25 protein-coding genes and 1 pseudogene are annotated in these 24,656 nt (G+C 63.1%); 7 read left to right on the forward strand and 19 right to left on the reverse strand.

The annotated features are described in order from the left end of the window. Positions 1 to 123 precede the first annotated feature (123 nt). From K3F44_RS22820 to K3F44_RS22845, 6 genes are read right to left on the reverse strand one after another with little or no spacing between them, the layout of a single operon-like run. On the reverse strand, positions 124 to 693 hold the full coding sequence (locus tag K3F44_RS22820) for a DUF4136 domain-containing protein (protein ID WP_220633018.1): 570 nt from the start codon (positions 691 to 693) through the stop codon (positions 124 to 126). Positions 694 to 713: 20 nt separating this feature from the next. Then, entirely contained in the window at positions 714 to 1,346 is a 633-nt protein-coding gene (locus tag K3F44_RS22825; protein WP_101316136.1) for a DUF4136 domain-containing protein, read from the reverse strand. A 22-nt stretch (positions 1,347 to 1,368) separates the two neighbouring features. Beyond that, positions 1,369 to 2,118: a methyltransferase domain-containing protein gene (locus K3F44_RS22830; RefSeq protein ID WP_150571465.1), complete on the reverse strand. Its 750-nt coding sequence runs from the start codon at positions 2,116 to 2,118 to the stop codon at positions 1,369 to 1,371. Then, positions 2,115 to 2,420, reverse strand: a complete 306-nt coding sequence (locus tag K3F44_RS22835; RefSeq protein ID WP_101316140.1) for a MazG-like family protein — start codon at positions 2,418 to 2,420, stop codon at positions 2,115 to 2,117. Before K3F44_RS22835 ends, K3F44_RS22830 begins: the two co-directional genes overlap by 4 nt. 60 nt (positions 2,421 to 2,480) lie before the next feature. Further along, positions 2,481 to 3,344, reverse strand: coding sequence for a MaoC/PaaZ C-terminal domain-containing protein (locus K3F44_RS22840; RefSeq protein ID WP_220633019.1), 864 nt, complete (start codon positions 3,342 to 3,344; stop codon positions 2,481 to 2,483). Between the two features lie 2 nt (positions 3,345 to 3,346). Beyond that, positions 3,347 to 4,699: a 3-oxoacyl-ACP reductase gene (locus K3F44_RS22845; protein ID WP_220633020.1), complete on the reverse strand. Its 1,353-nt coding sequence runs from the start codon at positions 4,697 to 4,699 to the stop codon at positions 3,347 to 3,349. Between the two features lie 117 nt (positions 4,700 to 4,816). Between K3F44_RS22845 and K3F44_RS22850 the strand changes: the two genes are divergently transcribed. After that, a complete protein-coding gene (locus tag K3F44_RS22850) occupies positions 4,817 to 6,094 on the forward strand; it encodes an acetyl-CoA C-acetyltransferase (protein WP_220633021.1) in 1,278 nt (425 codons plus the stop codon). Between the two features lie 64 nt (positions 6,095 to 6,158). Continuing rightward, complete coding sequence (locus tag K3F44_RS22855) at positions 6,159 to 6,950, forward strand: helix-turn-helix transcriptional regulator (protein ID WP_101316146.1); 792 nt, start codon at positions 6,159 to 6,161, stop codon at positions 6,948 to 6,950. A 35-nt stretch (positions 6,951 to 6,985) separates the two neighbouring features. Here K3F44_RS22855 and K3F44_RS25215 read toward each other — a convergent pair whose 3' ends face one another. From K3F44_RS25215 to K3F44_RS22875, 5 genes and pseudogenes are all read right to left on the reverse strand, one after another. Beyond that, the gene (locus K3F44_RS25215) at positions 6,986 to 7,753 is read right to left on the reverse strand and encodes a methyl-accepting chemotaxis protein (RefSeq protein WP_371411600.1); all 768 of its coding nucleotides are present in this window, start codon (positions 7,751 to 7,753) and stop codon (positions 6,986 to 6,988) included. 90 nt (positions 7,754 to 7,843) lie between these two features. After that, positions 7,844 to 9,169: pseudogene (locus K3F44_RS25220) on the reverse strand (cache domain-containing protein); the annotation flags it as partial. Then, a complete protein-coding gene (gene cueR, locus K3F44_RS22865) occupies positions 9,108 to 9,512 on the reverse strand; it encodes a Cu(I)-responsive transcriptional regulator (RefSeq protein WP_101316150.1) in 405 nt (134 codons plus the stop codon). The gene cueR and the pseudogene K3F44_RS25220, both read right to left, overlap by 62 nt. Next, the gene (locus tag K3F44_RS22870; RefSeq protein ID WP_150571470.1) at positions 9,509 to 11,707 is read right to left on the reverse strand and encodes a cation-translocating P-type ATPase; all 2,199 of its coding nucleotides are present in this window, start codon (positions 11,705 to 11,707) and stop codon (positions 9,509 to 9,511) included. The genes cueR and K3F44_RS22870 overlap by 4 nt, the downstream gene beginning before the upstream one ends. A 52-nt stretch (positions 11,708 to 11,759) precedes the next feature. Then, complete coding sequence (locus K3F44_RS22875) at positions 11,760 to 12,146, reverse strand: hypothetical protein (RefSeq protein ID WP_101316154.1); 387 nt, start codon at positions 12,144 to 12,146, stop codon at positions 11,760 to 11,762. Positions 12,147 to 12,291: 145 nt separating this feature from the next. Here K3F44_RS22875 and K3F44_RS22880 point away from each other — a divergent pair, with 145 nt between their 5' ends. Both K3F44_RS22880 and K3F44_RS22885 read left to right on the forward strand, forming a co-directional pair. Continuing rightward, positions 12,292 to 12,489: a heavy-metal-associated domain-containing protein gene (locus tag K3F44_RS22880; protein ID WP_150573641.1), complete on the forward strand. Its 198-nt coding sequence runs from the start codon at positions 12,292 to 12,294 to the stop codon at positions 12,487 to 12,489. Between the two features lie 151 nt (positions 12,490 to 12,640). Next, positions 12,641 to 13,822 (forward strand): multidrug effflux MFS transporter, encoded by a 1,182-nt coding sequence (locus tag K3F44_RS22885; RefSeq protein ID WP_220633023.1) that lies wholly within the window; start codon positions 12,641 to 12,643, stop codon positions 13,820 to 13,822. Here the strand turns inward: K3F44_RS22885 and K3F44_RS24910 are convergent. Beyond that, positions 13,773 to 13,970 (reverse strand): hypothetical protein, encoded by a 198-nt coding sequence (locus K3F44_RS24910; RefSeq protein ID WP_101316160.1) that lies wholly within the window; start codon positions 13,968 to 13,970, stop codon positions 13,773 to 13,775. The genes K3F44_RS22885 and K3F44_RS24910 overlap by 50 nt on opposite strands. A 521-nt stretch (positions 13,971 to 14,491) precedes the next feature. On the opposite strand from K3F44_RS24910, the gene K3F44_RS22890 reads away from it, so the two are divergent. Further along, on the forward strand, positions 14,492 to 15,208 hold the full coding sequence (locus K3F44_RS22890) for a helix-turn-helix transcriptional regulator (protein WP_101316162.1): 717 nt from the start codon (positions 14,492 to 14,494) through the stop codon (positions 15,206 to 15,208). 21 nt (positions 15,209 to 15,229) lie between these two features. Here the strand turns inward: K3F44_RS22890 and K3F44_RS22895 are convergent, their stop codons facing one another. The 6 genes from K3F44_RS22895 to K3F44_RS22920 all read right to left on the reverse strand — a co-directional run bounded on the left by K3F44_RS22895 (position 15,230) and on the right by K3F44_RS22920 (position 21,088). Then, positions 15,230 to 16,177, reverse strand: coding sequence for an adenosine deaminase (locus tag K3F44_RS22895; RefSeq protein WP_103435940.1), 948 nt, complete (start codon positions 16,175 to 16,177; stop codon positions 15,230 to 15,232). Between the two features lie 80 nt (positions 16,178 to 16,257). Further along, positions 16,258 to 17,613 (reverse strand): 8-oxoguanine deaminase, encoded by a 1,356-nt coding sequence (locus K3F44_RS22900; RefSeq protein ID WP_101316166.1) that lies wholly within the window; start codon positions 17,611 to 17,613, stop codon positions 16,258 to 16,260. A 120-nt stretch (positions 17,614 to 17,733) separates the two neighbouring features. Beyond that, entirely contained in the window at positions 17,734 to 18,420 is a 687-nt protein-coding gene (locus K3F44_RS22905) for an SDR family oxidoreductase (protein WP_220633024.1), read from the reverse strand. A gap of 424 nt (positions 18,421 to 18,844) precedes the next feature. Beyond that, positions 18,845 to 19,426, reverse strand: coding sequence for a YigZ family protein (locus K3F44_RS22910; RefSeq protein WP_101316170.1), 582 nt, complete (start codon positions 19,424 to 19,426; stop codon positions 18,845 to 18,847). Between the two features lie 9 nt (positions 19,427 to 19,435). Next, positions 19,436 to 20,098, reverse strand: a complete 663-nt coding sequence (locus tag K3F44_RS22915; RefSeq protein ID WP_101316172.1) for a TetR/AcrR family transcriptional regulator — start codon at positions 20,096 to 20,098, stop codon at positions 19,436 to 19,438. A gap of 72 nt (positions 20,099 to 20,170) precedes the next feature. Continuing rightward, positions 20,171 to 21,088 (reverse strand): LysR family transcriptional regulator, encoded by a 918-nt coding sequence (locus K3F44_RS22920; protein WP_101316174.1) that lies wholly within the window; start codon positions 21,086 to 21,088, stop codon positions 20,171 to 20,173. A 119-nt stretch (positions 21,089 to 21,207) separates the two neighbouring features. Between K3F44_RS22920 and K3F44_RS22925 the strand changes: the two genes are divergently transcribed. Then, positions 21,208 to 22,554: an aspartate aminotransferase family protein gene (locus tag K3F44_RS22925; protein WP_103435945.1), complete on the forward strand. Its 1,347-nt coding sequence runs from the start codon at positions 21,208 to 21,210 to the stop codon at positions 22,552 to 22,554. Positions 22,555 to 22,623: 69 nt separating this feature from the next. Then, positions 22,624 to 24,117: a CoA-acylating methylmalonate-semialdehyde dehydrogenase gene (locus K3F44_RS22930; RefSeq protein ID WP_101316178.1), complete on the forward strand. Its 1,494-nt coding sequence runs from the start codon at positions 22,624 to 22,626 to the stop codon at positions 24,115 to 24,117. A gap of 180 nt (positions 24,118 to 24,297) precedes the next feature. Here K3F44_RS22930 and K3F44_RS22935 read toward each other — a convergent pair whose 3' ends face one another. After that, entirely contained in the window at positions 24,298 to 24,654 is a 357-nt protein-coding gene (locus K3F44_RS22935) for a hypothetical protein (RefSeq protein ID WP_220633025.1), read from the reverse strand. Positions 24,655 to 24,656 lie beyond the last annotated feature (2 nt).

Below are 24,656 nucleotides of genomic sequence, written 5' to 3' on the forward strand. Positions count from 1 at the left end.
CACTCCTTTGCCGACCTTCAGCCATGCAGCGTGGCGGCGGTGTCAGGAGTGTAGTCAAAGTGATGGCGAGTTGCCTTGATGGCAGCGCGTGATGCGCCACAGGCGAACCTGTGGCGCTCAGGGCTATTTGGCGCGGCCTGGTGGATACTGGCTGAGGACCTGGTCGACGGTCTTCTGAATCGCCTGGTTACGCTCTTCCGGGCTTGGCGGGTAGCGGTTCATGATCTGCTCGGCGCTGCCGCGCCAGACCAGCTTGTCATCGCGGCCGTCGAACATGTCGACCTGAATGGTCGCGACCTTGTAGTCGACGTTGCGCGTTTCGTTGTACATCGGCCCGCCCCAATAGCCACCCCAGTAACCGCCCCAGCCGCCGCCATAGTTGGTGGTGATCTGCTGCTGGCGCTGCTCGACGATCAGGTAGGCGCGCAGTTTGAGGTCTGCGCGAGCGTTAGCCTGGGCCAGGCGCAAGCCGCGTTGATCGAGCTGCTGCTCGACCGCCTGGCGAATCCGCTGTTCAGTGAGGTCGCTCTTGATCCGTGGATCGTCCGGGCGGTATTGCAAGGCCGGCTCCTGCCAGGCCCAGGTGCGATAGCCGGCAAAATCGCGACTGGCGTCGAAATCCTGCTGGACGTTATTGCTCGAACAGGCGCCGAGCAGCAACGCCAGGGACAACACAACGAGACTGCGCAGCATGGTGGTTTCTCCGTTAAGCGTTAACTGGGAGGATAGCCGTTGAGTGCCTTGTGCACGGATTCGCGCAGAGCGCTCTCGCGGTCGCGTGGTGAGTCGTTGTCGGCGCCGCTTTCGGCGCTGGCGCTCCACACCGGCTGACCATCACGGGCATCGAAAAAGGCGATGTGAACCACCATCACCTCAACCTGGTAGGTGCGCACGATCGGCACGCTGCCGTACGCGCCGTAGCCGTTGCGGTAGCCGCCATAACCGATGCCGCCATACGGTGCGCCACCGTAGTAAGGATCGTAGTCGTAATCGCGGACCTGGCGCAGGCGTCGCTCCAGGCGCAGGTCGGCGCTGACCAACAGATCCGCCTGGCCATTGTGCGCCGGGCGCAGCCCGTGCTGATCGAGCGCGCCGCTGACGGCATCGGCCAGTTGCGCGGGGTCGGCGTTGGCTGTGCCGCTGGGCAACTGACCATTGCGCCAGCCCCAGCTGCGATAGCGGCCGTAGTCGCGTGGCGCGCTTGGGTAGGCGCTGCGATCAAAGGTGGTCGCGGCACTGGCCGGGGCGGGCGGGATCGGCTTGCCGCTGGCCACATACGGGTTGGTGCCCTGGCACGCGGCCAGGGCGAAGGGCAGCAGGGCCAGGCAGACAAGACGGTTGAGCATGGTTCCTCCTGGCGCGGTGCAGTCAGAGCGGGCGGCAGACCCAATGCAGGTAGCGGCCCAGGCCGGCGAAGCTTGGGTGGCGGCGGTGAGCCAGCTCCATCTCGAGCAGGTCGAGCAGCTCGGCCTTGTCCTGGAAGTCCTTGGGCATGTAGTCGTGGAACACGCGAACGCCACTTTCAGTTTCGACCGCCCACAGGCCTTCAAGTTGCGCGCGCAGTTCGCGCGGATCAAGTGGTTTCTGCGGGGTCAGGCTCTGCTTCTCCCCGGCCAGGTGATTGCTGCGCAGCTTGCGGAAATGGCCCTTGAGCAGGTTGCGGTAAACCAGTGCATCGCGGTTGTAGAATGCCAGCGATAGCCAGCCACCCGGCGCCGTCAGTTGATGCAGCACCGGCAGAATGGTCTCGGGTTCGGCCAGCCACTCGAGCACGGCATGGCACAGCACCAGGTCATAAGGCTCGGTTAACTGGCCAAGCAGATCTTGCCAGGGGGCCTGGATGAAAGTCGCGGTCTGCCCGGCTTCGGCAAAGCGGGCCCTGGCGCCATCGAGCATCGGTGCCGCCGGCTCGGCGAGGGTCACCTGATGCCCGCGCTCGGCCAGCCACAGCGCCATGTGGCCAAGGCCGGCGCCGATGTCGAGAATACGCAGCGGGCGATCGGGCAAGGCTTCAGCGAGGTCGGCTTGGAGCACAGCCAAGCGGATGGCACCTTTGGCACCGCCGTAGATTTTTTCTGCGAAGCGCGTGGCCAGGTGATCGAAATGACGGTCGTTCATCGCGCGAAGCGCCTTTCGCTGTCGGCCAGCTTGGCCCGCACCACCTGGTCCATGTCCAGCCCCAGCTCGCTGCACAGCAACAGCAGATAGAGGACCACGTCGCCGACCTCCTGGCCGGCATGGGCGAGTTGCTCGGGGGCGAGCTGGCGCGACTGGTCTTCGGTCAGCCACTGGAAGATCTCTACCAGCTCGGCCATTTCCACGCTGGCGGCCATGGCCAGGTTTTTCGGACTGTGAAAGCCGCGCCAGTCGTTGTTGTCGCGGATCTGGTGCAGGCGTGTGGTCAGTTCTTGCAAGTTCATCGGGGCTCTCCTAATGGCGCATAGCTTCCGGCCAGCCCCGACGTAAAGCAAGTTTGCCGATCAGTTCGGCGCAATCGGCTGCCAGCGGCCCAGCATGTGCAGCAGGTCAGCGTGGCCATCCAGGCGCAGCTCGCCTTGCGCGCCGGCAGCACTGGCGCTGAGCACTACCTCCGACGGCAAACGTACCGGTTTGAGAAAATCCACTTCGAACACATAGCCGGCCGCCGGCAGGTGCCCGGCCAGCGCAGCCATGGCCATGGCCTTGCTCCACATGCCATGGGCGATCGCCTTGGGGAAGCCGAACAGCTTGGCGGTTGGCGCACTCAGGTGGATCGGGTTGTAGTCGCCACAGACCTTGGCATAGCGCCGGCCGATATCGCTGTCGGCGTACCAGCGGGTGACCTCGGCCAGCTCACTGGCGAGCTCGGCCTCGACCGGCTCACTGGCCGCTGCTTCAAGCTTGAGGCCGCGCACCAGCATGCGGCTGGTTTCGCGCCAGAGCAGGCCGAGGCCGTCTTCGGCTTCGGTGATCAGTTCGAAGGTGCCGCCCTTGGGGTGGGGCTGCAGGTTGTCGGCATACACCGCGAAGTGCAGCCCGTCGATGGCGCCGAGCGGTCGCAGTACCTGAATGCTGTTGTGCAGGTGAACCAGCCCCAGCAACGGGAAGGGGAAGTCTGCCGCAGTCAGCAGTTGCAGTTGCAGGGTGAAGGCCATTACATGCGGATAGGTGGCCGGCAAGCGACCGTTGTCGGTGAAGTGACACAGCCGGCGATAGGCCGCGAGATTGTCAGGCTGCACCCGCAACCAGCAACGCAAGCCGCTGGTGGGTAACTGGTCACCGCTGATCTTGCGTTTGCTCAAGGCCCGCAAGTACAGACTGGCGCTGGAATCGGGGCTGTGCAGGTCTTGCCATTGGCGCGTCATGCTCATGCTCCCATCAAGGCCTGGCCACATACCCGCAGGGCCTGGCCGGTGACTGCGCCGGAGCCGGGCTGGCTGAGCCAGGCAACCGCTTCGGCAACGTCTTCCGGGCGCCCGCCCTGGCCCAGCGAACTCAGACGCCGGCCAGCCTCGCGCAGGCCCATCGGCATCGATGCGGTCATGTGCGTTTCAATAAACCCAGGTGCTACGGCATTGATGCTGGCGCCGCGGCTGGCCAGGATAGGTGCCCAGGCCTGGGCCAGACCGATCAAGCCGGCCTTGCTGGCGGCGTAGTTGGACTGGCCGCGGTTGCCGGCGATGCCGCTGACCGACGCGAGCAGGATGATCCGCGCGTTGTCGCCGAGCGCGCCGGCGTCCAGCAGCGCCTGGGTCAGCACCTGCGGCGCCTTGAGGTTGACTGCCATGACTGCGTCCCAGTAATCCGGGGTCATGTTGGCCAGGGTCTTGTCGCGGGTGATGCCAGCGTTGTGCACGACGATGTCGATACCTTCGGGCAAGCCTGCCAGCAGCTGCTCGGCGGCATCACTGGCGCAGATATCCAGCGCCAGGGCGCGGCCACCCAGGCGTGCCGCGAGTGCTTCGAGGTCCTGGCGGGCCTGCGGCACGTCGAGCAGGATCACCTCGGCGCCATCTCGAGCGAGGGTTTGCGCAATGGCCGCGCCGATGCCACGGGCAGCGCCGGTAATCAAGGCGCGACGCCCGGCCAGCGGGCGGGTCCAGTCCTGTACCTGGCTGGCGCAGCCTTGCAGGCGCAACACCTGGCCAGAAATAAAGGCGCTCTTGGGCGACAGGAAGAAGCGTAATGCGCCTTCCAGCTGCTCGTCGGCCTCTTCGCTGACATACAGCAACTGCGCGGTGGCGCCGTTGCGCAGCTCTTTGCCCAGCGAGCGGCTGAAGCCTTCCAGCGCGCGTTGGGCGACGCTGGCCAGCGGATCGCCGAGGCTCTCCGGAGCGCGCCCAAGGATGACGACATGGGCACTTGGCGCCAAGCTGCGTAGCAGCGGCTGGAAAAACTCGCGCAACTGGCAGAGCTGATCGCTGTCGGACAAATGGCTGGCGTCGAACACCACAGCCTTGAGCTTGGGCCCTAGGCCCGCTACCCAAGGCTGCGCTTGCAGCCCATCGCCGGCAAAGCTGTAGAGTTCGTCGGTGAGCCGAGCGGCAATGGCTTCGACCCGATTGGCCAGCGGCCCGCCGCCCAACACCAGCGCGCCCTCGACCGGGCGCAGGCGGCCAGCCTGCCAGCGCTCCAGCGGTGCTGGTTGCGGCAGGCCGAGGGCGTCGACCAGGCGACGGCCCAGGTTGGAGTTGGCGAAGCCGAGGTAGCGGTCAGTCATTGCGGGTCTCCCGTAAGGCAAGCATGCAAGTGTGGACCAAGTTTATGTAACGGTCGTTCGACCGGGTTAAAAACACCTAGTCTGTACGGATCAAATTGTTTCAGGAGGAATAACCGCATGCGTTCATCTCGCCGGGTCGCAATTCTGGGCGGCAATCGAATCCCGTTCGCCCGCTCCAATGGCGCCTACGCCAAGGCCAGCAACCAGGCGATGCTAACCGCTGCCCTCGAAGGCCTGCTTGAGCGCTACCGTCTGCACGGGCTGCGCCTGGGTGAAGTGGTCGCCGGGGCGGTGCTCAAGCATTCACGCGACATGAACCTGACCCGCGAATGTGTGCTCGGCTCACGCTTGTCGGCGCAAACCCCGGCCTACGATATTCAGCAGGCCTGTGGTACCGGCCTCGAGGCTGCTTTGCTGGTGGCCAACAAGATTGCCCTTGGGCAGATCGACAGTGGCATTGCCGGTGGCGTCGACACCACCTCGGATGCGCCGATCGCGGTCAGTGAAGGCTTGCGGCGGATTCTCCTGCAGGCCGGTCGTGGCAAAAACCTGGCCGAGCGCCTGAAACCGTTTCTGCAATTGCGCCCGGCCGACCTCAAGCCGGCCTTGCCGAGCATCGGCGAGCCGCGTACAGGGCTATCGATGGGTGAGCATTGCGAGCGCATGGCGCAGACCTGGCAAATCAGTCGCGAGGCCCAGGACGAATTGGCCCTGCACAGCCACCAGAGGCTGGCTGCAGCTTACGCCGAGGGTTGGCACGATGACTTGCTCACGCCTTACCTGGGCTTAAGCCGCGACAACAACCTGCGCCCGGAGCTGAGCCAGCAGCAGTTGGCCAAATTGAAGCCGGCGTTCGATCGCAGCGGCCTCGGCACCCTCACTGCCGGCAACTCGACGCCGTTGACCGACGGTGCCTCGCTGGTGCTGCTGGGCAGCGAGCAATGGGCAGCCGAGCAAGGCCTGTCGGTGCTGGCCTATGTGGTCGATGGCGAGAGCGCGGCGGTGGACTTCGTCAAAGGTCAGGAAGGCCTGCTGATGGCGCCGGTGTATGCCGTGCCGCGTCTGCTGGCGCGCAATGGCCTGAGCTTGCAGGACTTTGACTACTACGAAATCCACGAGGCGTTTGCCGCCCAGGTGCTGTGCACGCTCAAAGCCTGGGAAGATGACGAGTATTGCCGCACGCGGTTGGGGCTGGACGCGGCGCTGGGGCCAATCGACCGCAGCAAGTTGAACGTCAAAGGCAGTTCGCTGGCAGCGGGACATCCGTTTGCCGCAACCGGCGGTCGGGTGCTGGCGAACATGGCCAAGCTTCTGGCAACGGCCGGCAAGGGTCGCGGTTTGATTTCGATCTGCGCGGCGGGCGGCCAGGGCGTGACCATGATCGTCGAGCGTTGAGCCTGGGCTGGCTGCTCGGGCAAACCTGTTAGGCTTGTCTGATCAGAACAACTAGATTGACACCATGCCGAGCAACGGACAACTGACCGCCCCGCGCCCCATCCCTACGCTGGAGCGCCTGCCACGCCCCGTCTATGCCCGCGCCGAGAGCCTCGGCGCCGGCTCATGGACCACTCGCCATCGGCATGACTGGGTGCAGTTTTCCTACGCCATCAGTGGAGTCTTGAGCGTCTACACCAGCGACGGCAGCTACTTCGCCCCGCCGCAGTGGGGCGTGTGGATCCCGGCTGACCTCGAGCACGATGTCGCCACCTCGATGCAAGCCGAGATGCGCAGCCTGTATGTGCGCCGCGATGCCTGTCCGTGGGCCAGCGCGCAATGCCGGGTACTTGAAGTCACGCCACTGGCACGCGAGCTGATCAAGCAGTTCTGCCTGCTGCCTGCGCATTATCCAGAGGAAGATAGCGCAGAGGCGCGCTTGGTCGCGGTGCTGCTCGATCAGTTACGCGGGCTGCCGGAAGTCGGCTTCAGTTTGCCGCTGCCGCGTCATCCTGGCCTGCTGCGCTTGTGCAACCAGCTGATTGCCGCGCCGGATCAGACGCAGACCCTGCAAGACTGGGCGCTGCAGTTGGGCTGTTCGGAGAAGACCGTGATGCGCCTGTTGCAGCGCGAGACCGGCCTGAGTTTTCGGGTCTGGCGTCAGCGCATGCGGCTGCTGTCATCCCTGGCGTTGCTGGAAGCCGGGGAGAGTGTCACCGAAGCGGCGCTGGGCTGTGGCTATGACTCAACCTCAGCTTACATCGCCGCGTTCAAGCAGATGTTCGGCGTGACCCCAGGCGAGCTGCGCCTGCTCTGACGGCGGTTGGCCAAGAGCAGGCGCGGGCCGGCTGATCAGGTACGGAAGCGGCGGACCAGGCTGTCCAGCTCGTTCGAAAGGCCAGCCAGGCTCTCCGAGTCCTGCCGCGCGGCCTGGGCCAGTTCTGCCACCAACTGCGCATCACCGTGGATCTGGCTGATGTGCCGGTTGATGTCTTCCGCGACCTGATGCTGCTCTTCGGCGGCGGTGGCGATCTGCGTGTTCATGTCGCGGATCACGTCGACCGACTCACGGATCTGGCCAAAGCTGTCGCGGGCCAGGCCAATCCGGCTGACCGACTGCTGCGAGACATCCAGGCTGGCGTGCATCTGCTGGGCAACTTCAGCGGTGCGACTGGCGAGGTTGCCGAGCAGGCCGTCGATTTCGGCGGTGGAGTCGGCCGTGCGCTTGGCCAGCGCGCGGACTTCGTCGGCTACCACAGCAAAGCCGCGGCCTTGTTCGCCGGCCCGGGCGGCTTCGATGGCGGCGTTGAGGGCGAGCAGGTTGGTCTGCTCGGCAATCGAGCGGATGGTGCCCAGAATCGACTGGATCGCGTTGCTGTCACGCTCCAGTTGCTGGATCGACTGCGCTGATTGCTCGATCTCCTGGCTCAGGCGGTCAACGCTCTGCACCGCGGCATCGATCTGCTGCTGACCTTCACGCGCCTGCTGCTGGCCGCTGTCGGCCGACTGCGCCGCCTGGCTGCAGGAACGGGCGACTTCGTTGGCGGTGGCGACCATTTCGTGGAAGGCGGTAGACACCATGTCCACTGCTTCGCGCTGACGCCCGGCCGCTTCGGCCATGTCGTTGGAGACGCGCGTCGAGCTGCTGGAGGTGCTGAGAATCTTGCCGGCGGCAGCGCCGATATGCTGGATCAGGCTACGAATCGCGCCGAGGAACTGGTTGAACCAGCCGGCCAGTTGCGCGGTTTCGTCGCGGCCGCGGACTTCCAGGCTGCGGGTCAGGTCGCCTTCGCCTTGGGCGATGTCTTCCAGGCCGCTGCTGACGCTGTTGATCGGGCGCACGATGAGCTTGGCGAACGCGGCACCGACGATTGCGAACAACGCGGCCAGGACCAGCGCAATGGTGCCGATCAGCCAGGTCAGGCGGGTGGTGGTCTGCATCACCTCGCCTTCCTGGATCAGGCCAATGAAGGTCCAACCGAGGGTTTCATCCGGGTAGATGTTGGCCATGTAGCGCTCGCCATTGATCTCGACTTGCACCAGGCCCTTGCCGGCCTTGGCCAGATCGGCGTAACCGCCGCCAAAGCTGCTCAGTTGCTTGAAGTTGTGGCTGGCGTCGCGTGGGTCGACCATCACGTTGCCGTTGTTTTCCATGAGGATCAGGTAGCCGCTGTCGCCCAGCTTGATCTTCTTGACGATTTCGGTGAGGCCGTTCAGCGAGACGTCGATGTTGACCACGCCGCCGGGGCTGCCCAGCTGGTTGGTTACCGTGCGCACGGTGCTGACCAGCACGGCATCATCGGCGGCCCAGTAGTAGGCGCCGGTGCGGATGGTCTTGCCGGGGTTGGCCATCGCCAGTTGGTACCAAGGGCGCTGGCGCGGGTCGTAATTGACGAACTTCTGCCCGGCCGGCCAGCCGACGTAGCCGCCGTCGGCGACCCCGTAGGACAGGTAGGCGTAAGCCGGGTGGGCGTCGGCCAGGCGGGTGAAGAAGTCGAGCACCTTGGCGTCTTGCTCGCCCAGGGTGTAGGACGGGTTGGCGCTGGTGTACTTGTTCAGCTCGCTGCCGGTGGCGGCAACCATTGGCTGCGCGGCCATGTAGTTGACGTTCTGGTCGATGCCCTGGAAGAAGATGTTCATCGCATTGCTGACCTGGCGAATCTCTCGGCTGCTGTTGTCGAGAAAATCATCGCGGGCCTCGCCGCGCAGGTTGACCACTACCAGGGTAGCCACGAGGACGATGGGCAAGCCGGCAATCACGGCAAACGCCCAAGTCAGTTTTTGTTTGATGTTCATCCACGCTCCCGGAGTATTTTTTTTATCGACGCATGAAACAGGCACTTCAGGGCATCGGCAGCGTGGGCGATTTATAGAGGTCAAATCCCTGTATTTATTGGCCGACGTCGCGTTTGGCGACGATTCGGTCGTGATTGGGCTAATACGGCATACCAAAACTGGGCAGGGCAGTGTGGTCTTAGCTACAGCAGGCTTTGCCGCTGGCCAGATCCTTGAGGATCGGGCAGTCGGGGCGGTCATCGCCGTGGCAATCGGCAACCAGTTGGCTGAGAGTGTCACGCAGGCTGACCAGCTCTTCGATGCGTGTGTTCAGCGCAGCGATGTGCTCGTTGGCCAGGGCTTTGACATCGGCGCTGGCGCGTTCACGGTCTTGCCACAGAGTCAGCAGCCTGGCGACTTCCTCCAGAGAAAAGCCAAGATCGCGTGAGCGCTTGATGAAGGCCAGGCTGTGCAGGTCCTGCTGTTGGTAGAGGCGATAGCCGCTGTCGCTGCGTTGCGCCGGTTTGAGCAGGCCGATCGACTCGTAATAACGGATCATCTTGCTGCTCAGCCCGCTGAGGCGGGCAGCCTGGCCGATATTCATGGTGCCTCCTGCTGGTCGTTGTCGGGTTTCCAGGTTTTCAGCCACAGCGCATTGCTCACCACGCTGACGCTCGACAGGGCCATGGCGGCGCCCGCCAGCACCGGGTTGAGCAGGCCAAACGCGGCCAACGGGATGCCGACCAGGTTGTAGATGAAGGCCCAGAACAGGTTCTGGCGGATCTTGGCGTAGGTCTTGCGGCTGATTTCCAGGGCTGCCGGCACTAGCCGCGGGTCACCGCGCATCAGGGTAATGCCGGCGGCCTGCATGGCGACATCGGTGCCACCGCCCATGGCGATACCGATGTCGGCGGCGGCCAGGGCCGGGGCGTCATTGATACCGTCACCGACCATAGCCACCACGCCGTCGCGCTTGAGCACGGTCACGGTCGCGGCTTTGTCGGCCGGCAGTACTTCGGCGTAGACATCCTCGATGCCCAGCGCGTCGGCGACCACCTTGGCACTGCCGCGGTTGTCGCCGGTCAGCAGGTGGCTGCTGACGCCTCGCGCGCGCAGACTGCGCACGGCCTCTGCGGCACCGGGCTTGAGGCTGTCACCAAAGGCCAGCAGGCCGAGCACCTGCGGCTGCGGTGCCTGTTCGATCAGCCACGACAGGGTGCGGCCTTCGGCTTCCCAGGTCTGTGCTTTGCCTGCAAGCTCGCCGGGTTGCAGCTGGCTGTCTTCGAGCAAACGCCGGTTGCCGAGGGCCAACTGGCGTTGCTCGACCACGCCGGCGATGCCGCGCCCGGTCAGTGACTGGCTGTCGCTGACGGGCGGCACGTCCAGGCCATGTTCGCTGCAGGCGCCGAGCACCGCTTTGGCCAGCGGGTGCTCACTGCCCTGTTGCAGTGCCCCGGCCAGACGCAACAAGTGCGCTTCATCGGCAACGGCGGCCAGGCTGTGGACAATGCGCGGGCTGCCTGAGGTCAGCGTACCGGTCTTGTCGAACACCACGCGGTTGACGGCGTGGGCGCGCTCCAGCGCTTCGGCATCCTTGATCAGGATGCCGTGGCGGGCGGCCACGCCAGTGCCGGCCATGATCGCTGCAGGCGTCGCCAGGCCAAGCGCACATGGGCAGGCAATTACCAGCACGGCGACAGCGTTGATCAAGGCGGTTTCCAGCGGTGCGCCATACCACCACCAGCCGAGCAGGGTAATCAAAGCGATCACCAGCACCGCCGGGACGAACACCTGGCTGACCCGGTCGACCAGTTTCTGAATCGGCGCCTTGGCCGCCTGGGCATCCTCGACCAGGCGAATGATCCTCGCGAGTACCGTTTCGGTGCCGAGTGCCAGGGTGCGTACCAGCAATTGGCCTTCGCCATTGATGGCGCCGCCGGTGACCGGGTCGCCGGGGTGCTTGGGTACCGGCAGGCTCTCGCCGCTGATCAGCGCCTCGTCGGCGTGGCTGCTGCCTTCGATGACTTCGCCGTCGACCGGGAAGCGCTCGCCGGGTTTGACTCGGACCAGATCGTGCAGGCGCAGTTGGCTGATCGGCACATCCTCCTCACGCCCATCGAGCACGCGCAGGGCGCGCTCCGGGCGCAGCGCCTCGAGGGCGCGGATGGCGCTGGCGGTCTGGCGTTTGGCGCGACTTTCGAGGTATTTGCCGAGCAGCACCAGGGCGATGACCACTGCCGAGGCCTCGAAGTACAGGTGCGGCTCTACCCCTAGCGGAGCATTGGCCCATTGATAAAGGCTCAGGCCGTAACCGGCACTGGTGCCGAGCGCAACCAGCAGGTCCATGTTGCCGGCGGCTGCGCGCACGGCTTTCCAGGCCGCTCTGTAAAAACGTGCGCCGAGGATGAACTGCACCGGCGTAGCCAAGGCAAACTGCGCCCAGGCCGGCAGCATCCAGTGCACGCCGAACGGCTGCAGGAGCATCGGCAACACCAGTGGCAGCGCCAGCAGCACCGCAGCGGCCACGGCCAGGCGCTCATTGCGCAAATGGCGCTGGGCATCATCAGGGTCGGGCGCAGCGGCATCCGGCATGGATGCTTCGTAGCCGGCCTGACGTACAGCCTCGACCAACGCAGGCAGGGTTTGCGCTGGAGCTTCGACACGGGCGGTCTCGGTCGCCAGGTTGACGCTAACCTGCGCCGCGCCGGGCACCTTGCGCAGGGCGCGCTCGACACGCCCGGCGCAGCTGGCGCAGGTCATGCCGCTGATGGGCAGGTCAAAAACAGTGGATGCAGACATGGCTGGCCTCCTTGGACAGGCCTGCAGCATCAACCCTGCCACAGGGTCAAGGTCAATAGTCCAGGCTGGCTCGGGTCAGGTGCAGGCCGCTGTGGTCCATGGCGATGCGATACTTGTTGATCTGTCCGGCCTGCAGGGTCAGGCGCTGATTGTGCTGGTTCTCCAGGCCAGGGTTGCAACCGGGGGCTTGCCCCGGCAACAGGCGCAAGCGGATATCCACCGGGCCGGGCGGCAGGTTGAACGAGGTCGATTGTTCCTGGAACAGGCGACCGGACAGTTGGTCATTGAGGTACACGCCGATCTCGCAGGTGGTCGCCACCTCAAGCCGCTCGCGCGAAATAATCAGCACGCTGTAGTCCGAGTTGCCAGCGGCGCTGGCCGCAGGCACCACGGTCAAAGCGGCGAGCAAGCCGACAAGGCTCAGTGCTGGCCTGATCATGAACAATCTCCTGCTTCATAAACTGTCAAAGGCGCAGCTTGGCTGAGCCAGGCGCGGATTGCCAGTCCGGCCGAGGACGGCATAACTTGACCTTGACCCGATGGCAAGCTTGAAACTGTGGCAAACCCACGAAGGAGACTGACCAATGCAAGTTTTCAATGTACAAGGCATGACCTGTGGCCACTGTGTAAAAGCAGTGACTGCGGCGGTACAGGGGCAGGATGCTGCGGCCAAGGTAGAGGTGGATCTGGCTGCCAAGCAAGTGACCGTCGACAGCCAGTTGGCCAGCGAACAGATTCTTGCCGCCATTCGTGAGGAAGGCTACGAGGCGCAATCGGCCTGACGACGCTGGAGTGTAGCGGTGCCGGTGATCGAGCATGCTGCTGAATGTCATCGGTGCCGCTTCTGGGCAGGGAATTGTCACAAAGGTTTTCGCCAGAATCCGCCTTTGCAGTTAGACTTGGCAGCTTGCTTAGCCTGCTAATGGATTCCTGATGAACCTGCGTTACGTGCTGATTCTCGGCGCCTTGAGTGCGTTCGGGCCGCTGGCGATCGACTTTTACCTGCCAGCATTCCCGGCCATGGCTCAGGCCTTTCTGACCGACGAGAAACACATCCAGACTACCCTGGCCGCGTACTTCCTTGGCCTGTCGCTGGGCCAGTTGGCCTACGGCCCGGTAGCCGATCGCTTTGGTCGGCGCATCCCGCTGCTGTTCGGAGTGACCTTGTTCACCCTGGCCTCACTGGCCTGCGCTTATGCGCCCAATCTGGATACGTTGATTGTCGCGCGCTTCGTCCAGGCCTTGGGTGGCTGCGCGGGGATGGTGCTGTCACGGGCGATTGTCAGCGACAAGTGCGACCCGGTTGCCTCGGCCAAGGTCTTCTCGCAATTGATGCTGGTGATGGGCCTGGCGCCGATTCTTGCGCCAATGCTTGGCGGCGTATTGGTCAACCTGGCTGGCTGGCAGTCGATCTTCCTGGCCTTGAGCCTGTTCAGCGCAGGCTGCCTGCTGGCGATCAGCTTCGGCTTGCCCGAGAGCATGCCGGCGGATATGCCGCGCCAGCCGCTGTCAGGGGCGTTTCGCCAATACCTGCGGCTGTTTGCTGACCGAGTGTTTATCGGCCACGCGTTGACCGGCGGCACCGCCATTGCCGGCATGTTTGCCTACATCGCCGGCTCGCCGTTCGTGTTCATCAAGCTATATGGGGTACCGGCCGAGCATTATGGTTGGCTGTTCGGTGCCAACGCAGCGGGTTTCATTCTGATTGCACAGGTCAATGCCCGGTTGTTGGCCAAGCGCGGCCCGGCAGTATTGCTGGGGCGAGCAGTGTGGTTGTACCTGGCGGCGGCGCTGATCCTGCTCGGCGTGGCGGCGTTGCGGCCGACGCAATTGTGGCCCCTGTTGTTGCCGTTGTTCGTGTGCATCGCCAGCCTGGGCTGCATCATCCCCAACGCCTCGGCGTTGGCCATGAGCGGTCAGGGCAACCGCGCAGGCAGCGCGTCGGCATTGATGGGCTGCCTGCAGTTCAGCGTTGCCGCTGGCTCGGCGGCGCTGGTCAGCTTGCTGCATGATGGCAGTGCGGTACCAATGGCCATGGTGATCAGCCTGTGCGGGGCTCTGGTGGTCAGTGTCGCGACGCTGACTCGGCGCTTGCAGGCCAGGCGTCAAGGCTGAACGAGTGAGGGGCCTGCAGGCGCTTCTGCAATGTTGCGACAAAGGCCCGCGCTTCACGCTCACTGCGAAAGCTCACCACGTGCTGGTCGAGCCGAACCTGCCAGGGGCAGTTGGGGTGACGTTCAGATGTACTGACGACGATCTTCATCGCATACCTCCACAGAACAGGTGCCAATTCAGTCTAGCGCTGCTGCCCCCAAGTGCCACCAATCCTTGAGTCGCTTCGGACTGACGGTCGCCTGTGGACCTTTCCCACAAGCCCTGTCTAGTTGTGCTGAGGCGCAACCACAGTGGATCCTTCGCTTTTGTTTGCCATATTTGCGGAAAGGCGCTGTCGGCAGCGTCTGAGGATATTTCTCTTTTCAGCTCGCGTTAAGGGCGCTTGTGGCTTTGGCTAGAAAGGCTTGCGCCTGCTGGGTGGTTCTGGCCGGCCAGGTCTGCCCTGCTGGTGAATGCGTCGAGGGTCGCCCCACCCACCGCTTTGTCCGGTCTGTAGAGGAACCGGGAAGCGCTATCGCGGGACTTTGCCCGGCTTATACTGGCCCCAGCAGCCAGCGCCAGCGAGAGGGACTTCCCTGCCAGGGAATGCTATGCCAAGACCGTAAGCAGGTCAGCGCGCTGGCGTGTTTGGCCAATGGACCCAGACATGATTCAGCAGGGAGTTACCTTATGAAAGCAGTCAGCAGTATCAGCCAGATCGCCAGCCTGATGGCCGACCCCAAGCGCAGCGCCATGTTGTGGGCGTTGATCGATGGCACGCCCCGCCCCGCCGACGAGCTGGCGGTGATGACCGGCGTGAGTTCGTCTTCAGCGTGTGCGCATTTGTCCCTGCTCTCCTCGGCAGGCTTGCTGCGGCTGGAAGCCCGTGGCCGCAAACGCTATTTCCGTCTGGCGACGCCTGCTGTGGGGGCGGCGGTCGAGGCGTTGGCCAGCCTGCATCTGAATGATTTGCGCCCGCGGGTAACCCAGGTCAAACCGCTGCAGGTGCCACTGTCGATGCGCCGTGCGCGCCTGTGCAATGGGCATATGGGCGGTGAGCTGGCGGCTGAATTGCTGCAACGAATGGTCACTGCCGGCTGGCTGGAGGGGTACGACGGTGAGCTGCGGGTGAGTTTTGCAGGTCGCACGCAGTTGGCCAATGTCGGCGTGTACATCGAGGCCTTGGCACAGCGGCCACTGAGCAACTGTGTGATCTGTCACTGCAATGAGTGGAGCGATCAGGGGCCGCATCTGGGCGGAAGCCTGGGGCAGGCCTTGCTGACGTTGTTCCTGCAGTCGGGCTGGCTGCAGGAACAGGACGGTGCGCGCGGGCTGCAGATATCACCGCTGGGTATCCAGCAGATCAATCGTATCGCTCGCGCAGAGCCGTCCTTGCTGGTGGGTTGAGCTGCCGGCAACCGTTGCCGGTCAGGCCAGGCGAGCGTCCAGGCTGTTCTGCGCCAGGCGCCGAGCTTGATCCTCGGTCATGCCCAAATGGGTGTGTAGCGCGTGGAAGTTCTCGGTGACATAACCGCCGAAGTAGGCCGGGTCGTCGGAGTTGACCGTGACTTTGACGCCACGCTCAAGCATCTCGAGGATGTTGTGCTGGCCCATGTGTTCGAATACGCAGAGTTTGGTATTGGATAGCGGGCACACCGTCAGCGGGATCTGCTCATCAATGATGCGCTGCATCAGCCGCTCATCTTCGATGGCGCGTACGCCGTGGTCGATGCGCTTGATCTTGAGCAGGTCGAGGGCTTCCCATATGTACTCGGGCGGGCCTTCTTCGCCGGCGTGGGCTACTGCGTCAAAGCCTTCGCTGCGGGCGCGCTCGAATACGCGCTGGAACTTGCTCGGCGGATGGCCTTTCTCCGAGCTGTCCAGACCGACGGCAATGAACGCATCGCGGAACGGCAGCGCCTGGTCGAGGGTTTTTTGCGCTTCTTCTTCACTGAGGTGGCGCAGGAAGCTGAGGATCAGCCCGCTGCTGATGCCCAGTTGCTCACGGCCATCCTTCAGTGCTTTGCTCAGGCCGGCCATGACCACTTCGAAGGGGATGCCCCGGTCAGTGTGGGTCTGCGGGTCGAAGAACGGTTCGGTGTGAATAACGTTCTGCGCCTTGCAGCGTTGCAGGTAGGCCCAGGTCAGGTCGTAGAAGTCCTGCTCGGTACGCAGGACATCGGCGCCCTGGTAATAGAGGTCGAGAAACTCCTGCAGGTTGTTGAAGGCATAGGCGCCGCGCAGGGTTTCTACATCCGCCCAGGGCAGGGCGATCTTGTTGCGTTCGGCCAGGGCGAACAGCAGCTCGGGCTCGAGCGAGCCTTCCAGGTGCATGTGCAGTTCCGCCTTGGGCAAGGCGTTCAGCCAGTCGTACATGTGTGTGATCTCGATCAGGAACGGTTGTCGCCATTCTACAGGGCCAGGCCGGGCAATGCGCCCGGCCTGGCCTGCGCATATCAACCGGCGATCAGTTGCGCTGCGGCCTGGCGGTGGTCGGCGATCAGGCCTTTGACGTCAAGGCCTTCGATCTGGCCGTCAATCACGCGCCATTTGCCGCCTATCATGACCCGGTCGGCACGGTCGGCGCCGCACAGCAGCAGTGCCGACAGCGGATCATGGCTGCCCGAGAAGCGCAGCTCATCGAGCTTGAACAGGGCCAGGTCAGCCTGTTTGCCAACCGCCAGCTGGCCAATATCGCTGCGCCCCAGCAAGTGCGCCGAGCCACGGGTGGCCCAGCCCAGGGCGCGTTCCGGGGTGATCTGTTCGGCGCCATAGCGCAGCCGTTGCAGATACAGCGCCTGACGCGCTTCGAGGATCATGTTCGAGGCATCGTTGGAGGCCGAGCCATCGACGCCGAGGCCAACCGTGGCGCCGGCAGCTTCCAGATCCACCGTGGGTGCAATCCCCGAAGCAAGACGCATGTTCGAGCTTGGGCAATGGCAGATGCCGGTACCGGCAGCGCCGAGGCGGGCGATTTCGTCGGGGTTGAAGTGGATGCCGTGGGCCAGCCAGGTGCGCGGGCCCAGCCAGCCGACGCTGTCCAGGTAATCCACTGTACGCAGGCCAAAGCGCTGCAGGCAGAACTCCTCTTCATCAAGGGTTTCGGCCAGGTGGGTGTGCAGGCGCACGTCCAGCTCTGCGGCCAATTCGGCACTGGCGCGCATGATTTCCGGGGTTACCGAGAAGGGTGAGCAGGGCGCCAGGGCGATCTGGATCTGCGCGCCTTCGCCACGCTCGTGGTAGCTGTGGATAAGTCGCTGGCTGTCGGCCAGGATCACCTCGCCCTGTTGCACGGTCTGCTGCGGCGGCAGGCCGCCGTCGTCTTCGCCCAGGCTCATCGAGCCGCGGGTCAGCATGGCGCGCATGCCCAGCCCGCGGACTGCTTCGACCTGTACATCAATGGCGTTGTCCAGGCCCTGCGGGAACAGGTAGTGGTGGTCGGCGGCGGTGGTGCAGCCCGACAGCAACAGCTCGGCCAAGGCCACTTTACTGGCCAGCTCGAGCTTGGCCGGAGTCAGGCGTGCCCAGACCGGATATAAAGTCTTCAGCCAGGGGAACAGCGGCTGATTGACCACCGGCGCCCAGGCGCGGGTCAGGGTTTGATAGAAGTGATGATGGGTGTTGATCAGACCAGGCAGTATCACGTGCTCGCGGGCGTCGAACACCTGTGAGCAGGGGATGCTAGGGCTTTCGCCCAGGGCCAGCAATTGCACGATTTTGCCGTCTTCGATAACCAGCCCGCCGCGCGCGTCGCTGTCGTTGGCGGTGAAGATGGCAAGGGGGGATTTCAACCAGGTACGGGTCGCAGGCATGGTGCCGGCTCCTCTGAAAGTGGGTTCAGGTAAGCCAGCTCAGTTTTGCCCTGTCTGCTGATCCAGGTTCGCCGCGGGGGCGAGGCGTCGAGTCTACTGCCTCGCCCTGCAGCTTTCAATTCACCAGACCAATGGTTCGCCCTTGTAATTGATGAAGCGCAGGCCGCCATTGCCGCTGTGCGCCTTGATCTGCTTGAGCATGCCGCTGGTACTGGTGAACACGTCGATTTCAGCGTTTTCTCCGCCCATTGCAGTTTTCACCCAGCCCGGGTGCATGGCCAGCACGGCGAGGTCGGGGCGCTGCAGTTCGCCGACGTAGCTGTTGATCATCGAGTTCAAGGCGGCCTTGCTGGCCTTGTACAACGGAATCTCGCCGCCATCAGGGATGCTCACGCTACCCAGTACCGAACTCATGAAAGCCAGCACGCCGCTGCCTTCGCGCAGTTGCCCGGCCAGGCGGCGGGCGATGCGGATCGGCGCCACGGCATTGGTCATGAACAAGGCGCCGATCTGCTCTTCGCTGACCGCTTCCAGATCCTGCGGCAGCGGCCCCATGACGCCAGCGTTGACGAACAGCAGATCTAGCGTCTCGCCGTGCAGGCGCTGCTTGAGGCTGTCGATTTGAGCGGTGTTGTTGATCTCGAGGGTTTCGATGTGCACGCCGACAATGCTGCCCAGGTCGCCCGGGTTGGCCTTGTCGCGAACGGTGGCGATTACCTTCCAGCCATCTTCGTGCAGGCGCTGCACCAGGCCAAGGCCCAGGCCTCGTGAGGCGCCAATGATCAGGGCGGTCTTGGTTGCGGTCATTTCTGTACTCCTTCAGAGGTAGCGCATGCCGGGTAGCCATCACCAGAGCTGCCAGCGTAGTCGCTGCAGTTTGCCAGCGTGTGGCAGCCGATGCACGGTTGTGCAAAAAATGATCAGCAGGCTACGGGCCTTGCGCCGTCTGGGCCGGAGCCAGTGGCTAACGGTTTATCCACAGGCTGCTCCACAGTATTTGTGCGCAAGCGGGCGGGCCAGGTTTTGCCTGCCGGCGGCTGAATTGTCATTGCAGGCTGGGGATAACTTACTGTAATGCGGAGCTTTTCAGCGCTGTCACGAAACTGTGATCAAAATATGATCAATGCTCTGCGCGCCTTGTAATTCGGGGCCTGGGTCGGACTGCCCCAAGCTTATCCACAGGCAGGCTCACAGTAGTTGTGAGTAATGTTTCAGCGGTTTTATCCATTACTTACGCGCTGAGGACAATTCTGCCGCGGCTCAGGTCGGCAAGTTGCTGCTGCAGTGCCGGCAGATGGCTGGGCCCGATAGCCAGCCGCAGATCTACACCATTGGCAGTGAACTGTTCATCCAGAACCAGCCCGTCAACGTCAGCCAGACGCAGTTTGACCAAGGCCAATTCGCTGAAACTGCAGCTGCAGGTGTATTCGCTGCGCTGCACCAACAGACGCTTGGGCGCCTGTTGCAGGCATTTGTTGGCGCCGCCGCCATAGGCCCGGGCGAGGCCGCCGGTGCCTAACTGGATACCGCCGTACCAGCGGATCACCAGTACCACCACCTGATCGCAGTCCTGCGCCTCGATCGCGGCGAGGATCGGCCGGCCGGCGGTGCCGCCGGGTTCGCCGTCGTCATTGCTGCGGTATTGCCCGCCGATTTTCCAGGCCCAGCAGTTGTGGGTGGCGGCGAGGTCGCTGTGGCGCTCGATGAAACTCTGCGCTTCGGCAGGGCTGTTGATCGGGCCGGCGAGGGTGATGAAGCGGCTCTTGCGAATCTCTTCGCGAAACTCGCAGAGGTCGAGCAGGGTAGATGGCATAAGTCCGGGTCAGGCGGGCAGTTGGATGCCGCAACCTTTGAGAATGATGTGGATAAGATTGTTGCTGGCGTCTTCCATGTCCTGCTTGGTCAGGCGGCTGCGGCCGGTAACCTGGCAGATCTGAGTGGAAAAGTCGGCGTAGTGCTGGGTGCTGCCCCAGAGCAGGAAGATCAAGTGCACCGGGTCGACCGGGTCCATCTTGCCGGCGTCGATCCAGGCCTGGAACACAGCGGCACGGCCGCGGAACCACTCACGGTAATCGGCGCTGAAGTATTCGGTCAGACACTGACCACCGCTGATCACTTCCATGGCGAAGATCCGTGAGGCCTGCGGGTTGCGCCGCGAGAACTCCATCTTGGTGCGCAGGTACTGGCTCAGCGCCTGGCCTGGGTCATCATCAACGCTCAGGGCGTTGAAGGTGCTGTCCCACAGCTCGATGATGTTGCTCAGCACGGCGATATACAGGCCGAGCTTGTTGGTGAAGTAGTAGTGCAGGTTGGCCTTGGGCAGGCCGGCCTTGAGGGCGATGGTATTCATGCTGGTGCCCTTGAAACCGTGGCGGGCAAACTCGTCTTCGGCGGCCTGGATGATCGCCTGTTCGTTCTTTTGGCGAATGCGGCCGGCGGGCTTGCCCGAGGCGGAGAGGCGATGCGCTGGGACTTCTAGGGTCATGGACGGTTCCGAACGGGCTGAGGCAACGGGATTGTCCGACAGATTACCTGCCTGTGCCGAAGTGACAAGCCTTTAGCGTGTGGCAGCAAGGCTTTCAAGGAAGCTTTCCAGTACCAGGTTTGGCCGCCGGCCTTTGCGTGTCACCCAGTTCAGGCTCAGGTCGTAATGGCGCTGCGCAGGTTTCAGGGCCCGCAGGCGGCCTTGTTGCACCCAGGTGCTGGCGTAATGATCGGGCAGGTAGCCGATGTAACGCCCGGTCAGGATCAAGAACGCCATGCCCTCGCGGTCGGACGCGCTCGCCGTGCAGTGCAGCGCCTGATAGTGCGCCTGGATTTCACCGGGCAGGCGGAAGGTCGGCGCGATCGCATCCTGGCTGTTGAGCCGCTCGTCGTCGATCTTGTGGTCGTCGGCATAGAACAGCGGGTGGCCAACGGCGCAGTAGAGCAGCGACCGCTCGCTGTACAGCGGCTGGTACTCCAGGCCCGACAGCGGGCTGGCCTGCGGCACCACGCCAACATGCAGGCTGCCATCGAGCACGCCTTGCTCGACTTGACTGGGGGCGATCATGCGGATCTGGATGTGCACGTCCGGGCCGCGGTCCTTGAGCTCGGCCAGGGCATGGGTGATGCGCATGTGCGGCAGTGTCACCAGGTTGTCGGTCAGGCCGATATTAAGCTCGCCGCGCAGGTGTTGGTGCAAGCCGTTGACCTCGGTGCGAAAGGTCTCGATGGCGCTCAGCAGTTGCAGGGCCGAGTGGTACACGTCGCGGCCTTCTTCGGTCAGCGAAAAACCGGCGCGGCCGCGTTGGCACAGGCGCAGGCCGAGGCGCTGCTCAAGGTCGCTCATTTGCTGGCTGATCGCCGAGCGGCCGATACCCAACACGTTCTCCGCTGCCGAAAAACCGCCGCACTCGACCACACTGCGGTAAATCTTGAGCAGGCGGATGTCGAAGTCGCTGACTTGCGCAAGTGGATCGGGGCGTCGGCTCATTAGTTTAGTCCACTGCTAACTGAAGATTTGAAAAGTAGGCTTTTCCAGACTTTATCGCCGTGCCAATTTAGCTGCAACAACATCCATCGTTGCCTATTCGTTTGCCGAGGAACCGTCCGATGAACATGCCCGAAACCGCGCCTTCCGGTATCGCTAGCCAGCTCAAGCTGGACGCGCACTGGATGCCGTACACCGCCAACCGTAATTTCCAGCGCGATCCGCGCCTGATCGTTGCCGCCGATGGCAACTATCTGGTCGACGACAAGGGCCGGCGCATCTTCGATGCCCTGTCTGGGCTGTGGACTTGCGGTGCCGGGCATACCCGCAAGGAAATCAGCGAAGCAGTCGCGCGCCAGGTTGGCGTGCTCGACTATTCGCCGGCATTCCAGTACGGCCATCCGCTGTCGTTCCAGCTGGCTGAAAAGATTACCCAGTTGACTCCGGGTGATCTGAATCACGTGTTCTTCACCAACTCCGGTTCCGAGTGCGCCGATACCGCGCTGAAAATGGTACGTGCCTACTGGCGCCTGAAAGGCCAGGCGACCAAGACCAAGATGATCGGTCGCGCCCGTGGCTATCATGGGGTGAACATCGCCGGTACCAGCCTGGGCGGCGTCAACGGCAACCGCAAGATGTTCGGCCAGCTGCTCGATGTCGACCACTTGCCGCACACCGTGCTGCCGGTCAACGCCTTCACCAAGGGCTTGCCGGAAGAGGGCGGGATCGCCCTGGCCGACGAGATGCTCAAGTTGATCGAGCTGCACGATGCCTCCAATATCGCTGCGGTGATCGTCGAGCCGCTGGCTGGCTCGGCGGGTGTATTGCCGCCGCCGAAGGGTTACCTCAAGCGCCTGCGTGAAATCTGCACCCAGCACAATATTCTGCTGATCTTCGACGAAGTGATCACCGGTTTCGGCCGCATGGGCGCCATGACCGGTGCCGAAGCGTTCGGCGTCACCCCGGACTTGATGTGCATCGCCAAGCAGGTCACCAACGGCGCCATCCCTCTCGGCGCAGTGGTTGCCAGCAGCGAGATCTACCACACCTTCATGAATCAGCCGACGCCTGAGTACGCTGTGGAATTCCCTCACGGCTACACCTACTCGGCGCACCCGGTGGCGTGCGCTGCCGGCATCGCGGCGCTGGACCTGCTGCAGAAAGAGAACCTGGTGCAGTCAGCCGCCGAGCTGGCGCCGCACTTCGAGAACCTGCTGCATGGCGTCAAAGGCACCAAGAATATCGTCGACATCCGTAACTACGGCCTGGCCGGCGCGATCCAGATCGCGGCACGTGACGGCGATGCCATTGTGCGTCCTTACGAAGTGGCGATGAAGCTGTGGCAAAAAGGCTTCTACGTGCGCTACGGCGGCGACACCCTGCAGTTCGGCCCGACCTTCAACACCCAGCCGCAGGAGCTCGACCGCCTGTTCGACGCGGTGGGCGAGACCCTCAACCAGATCGATTGATCTGTCTGATTTTGACGGCAGGCGTGCACCGGCGCGCCTGATCCTTCCTTCCTGTTTCTGGAGTTATGCATGAGCATTGTTCAGCACCTGATCAACGGCGAACTGGTTTCCAAGGGCGAACGCACCGCCGATGTCTTCAACCCGTCTACCGGTCAGGCCGTACGCAAGGTCGAACTGGCCAGCCGTGCCACCGTGCAAGAGGCGATTGATTCGGCCAAGGCGGCCTTCCCGGCCTGGCGCAACACCCCGCCGGCCAAGCGCGCCCAGGTGATGTTCCGCTTCAAGCAGTTGCTTGAGCAGAACGAAGCGAAGATCTCGCAGATGATCAGCGAAGAGCATGGCAAGACCCTGGAAGACGCTGCCGGCGAACTCAAGCGTGGTATCGAGAACGTCGAGTTCGCTTGTGCCGCCCCGGAAGTGCTCAAAGGCGAGTACAGCCGCAACGTCGGCCCGAACATCGATGCCTGGTCGGACTTCCAGCCATTGGGCGTGGTTGCCGGTATCACTCCGTTCAACTTCCCGGCCATGGTCCCGCTGTGGATGTACCCGCTGGCGATCGCCTGTGGCAACGCGTTCATCCTCAAGCCGTCCGAGCGTGATCCAAGCTCGACGCTGTATATCGCCCAGCTGCTGCTCGAAGCTGGCCTGCCCAAGGGCATCCTCAACGTGGTGCATGGTGACAAGGAAGCGGTCGATGCGCTGATCGAAGCGCCAGAGGTGAAAGCCCTGAGTTTTGTTGGCTCGACGCCAATTGCCGAATACATCTATGCCGAAGGCACCAAGCGCGGCAAACGTGTACAGGCTCTGGGCGGCGCCAAGAACCACGCGGTGGTGATGCCGGATGCCGACCTGGATAACGCGGTCAGCGCGCTGATGGGTGCGGCGTATGGTTCTTGCGGCGAGCGCTGCATGGCCATTTCCGTCGCAGTATGCGTGGGTGACCAGGCAGCCGATGCGCTGATCGCCAAGCTTGAACCGCAGATCCGCGCGCTGAAGATCGGCGCTGGCACTTCCTGTGGTCTGGACATGGGGCCGCTGGTAACTGCTGCGGCGCGCGACAAGGTACTTGGCTATATAGATGACGGCGTTGCCTCGGGTGCCAAGCTGGTGGTCGATGGTCGTGACCTGCGTGTTGCAGGCTGCGAGGATGGCTACTTTGTCGGCGGCACGCTGTTCGACAACGTCTCGCCAGAAATGCGCATCTATAAAGAAGAGATCTTCGGCCCGGTGCTGTGTGTGGTGCGCGTCGACAGCCTGGAGCAGGCCATGCAGTTGATCAACGATCACGAGTATGGCAACGGTACCTGCATCTTTACCCGTGACGGCGAAGCGGCTCGGCTGTTCTGCGACGAGATCGAAGTGGGCATGGTCGGTGTCAACGTGCCGCTGCCGGTACCTGTTGCATATCACAGCTTCGGCGGCTGGAAGCGTTCGCTGTTTGGCGACCTGCATGCCTATGGCCCCGACGGCGTGCGCTTCTATACCCGTCGTAAAGCCATTACTCAGCGCTGGCCGCAGCGCAAGAGCCATGAAGCATCGCAGTTTGCCTTCCCTAGCTTGTAACTGGGGCAGGGTATGAGCGGGGAGGCCTTTGGGCCTCCCCGTTTTGTTTGTGCTTTGTGAGCCCGAAGGGCCGCTTTTGCTTAATGTTATGCAATTATGAAATAACGGTTGACGGGTTTCTGTAAGCGCTTATAATGCGCCCCACTTCCAGCGTAGTTGGAGCGGAAAACTCCTTGAGTTTCAAAGAGTTAGAAGTTTCAGAAGTGCTGCAAGGGCTTCGATCGAAAGATCGTCAGCGGTGAAAAAGGCAGTTGACAGCAGGTTGTAACGCTGTAGAATTCGCCTCCCGCTACGAGAGATCGCAAGCGAGTCAAGTGTTTGAAGTTGAACGAGTTTCTCGCAAAATACTTCGAAATAAACGCTTGACAGACACAGAGGAAAGCGTAGAATGCGCGCCTCGGTTGAGACGAAACGCTCAGCCAACCGCTCTTTAACAAATTGAATCAAGCAATTCGTGTGGGTGCTTGTGAGTACGGTTTGATAGTCGCCAAGATTATCAGCATCACAAGTGGCCACATGAGAAATCATAGTAGTCATTT

The organism is Pseudomonas sp. S07E 245 (assembly GCF_019599025.1).
Taxonomy (GTDB): domain Bacteria; phylum Pseudomonadota; class Gammaproteobacteria; order Pseudomonadales; family Pseudomonadaceae; genus Aquipseudomonas; species Aquipseudomonas shirazensis.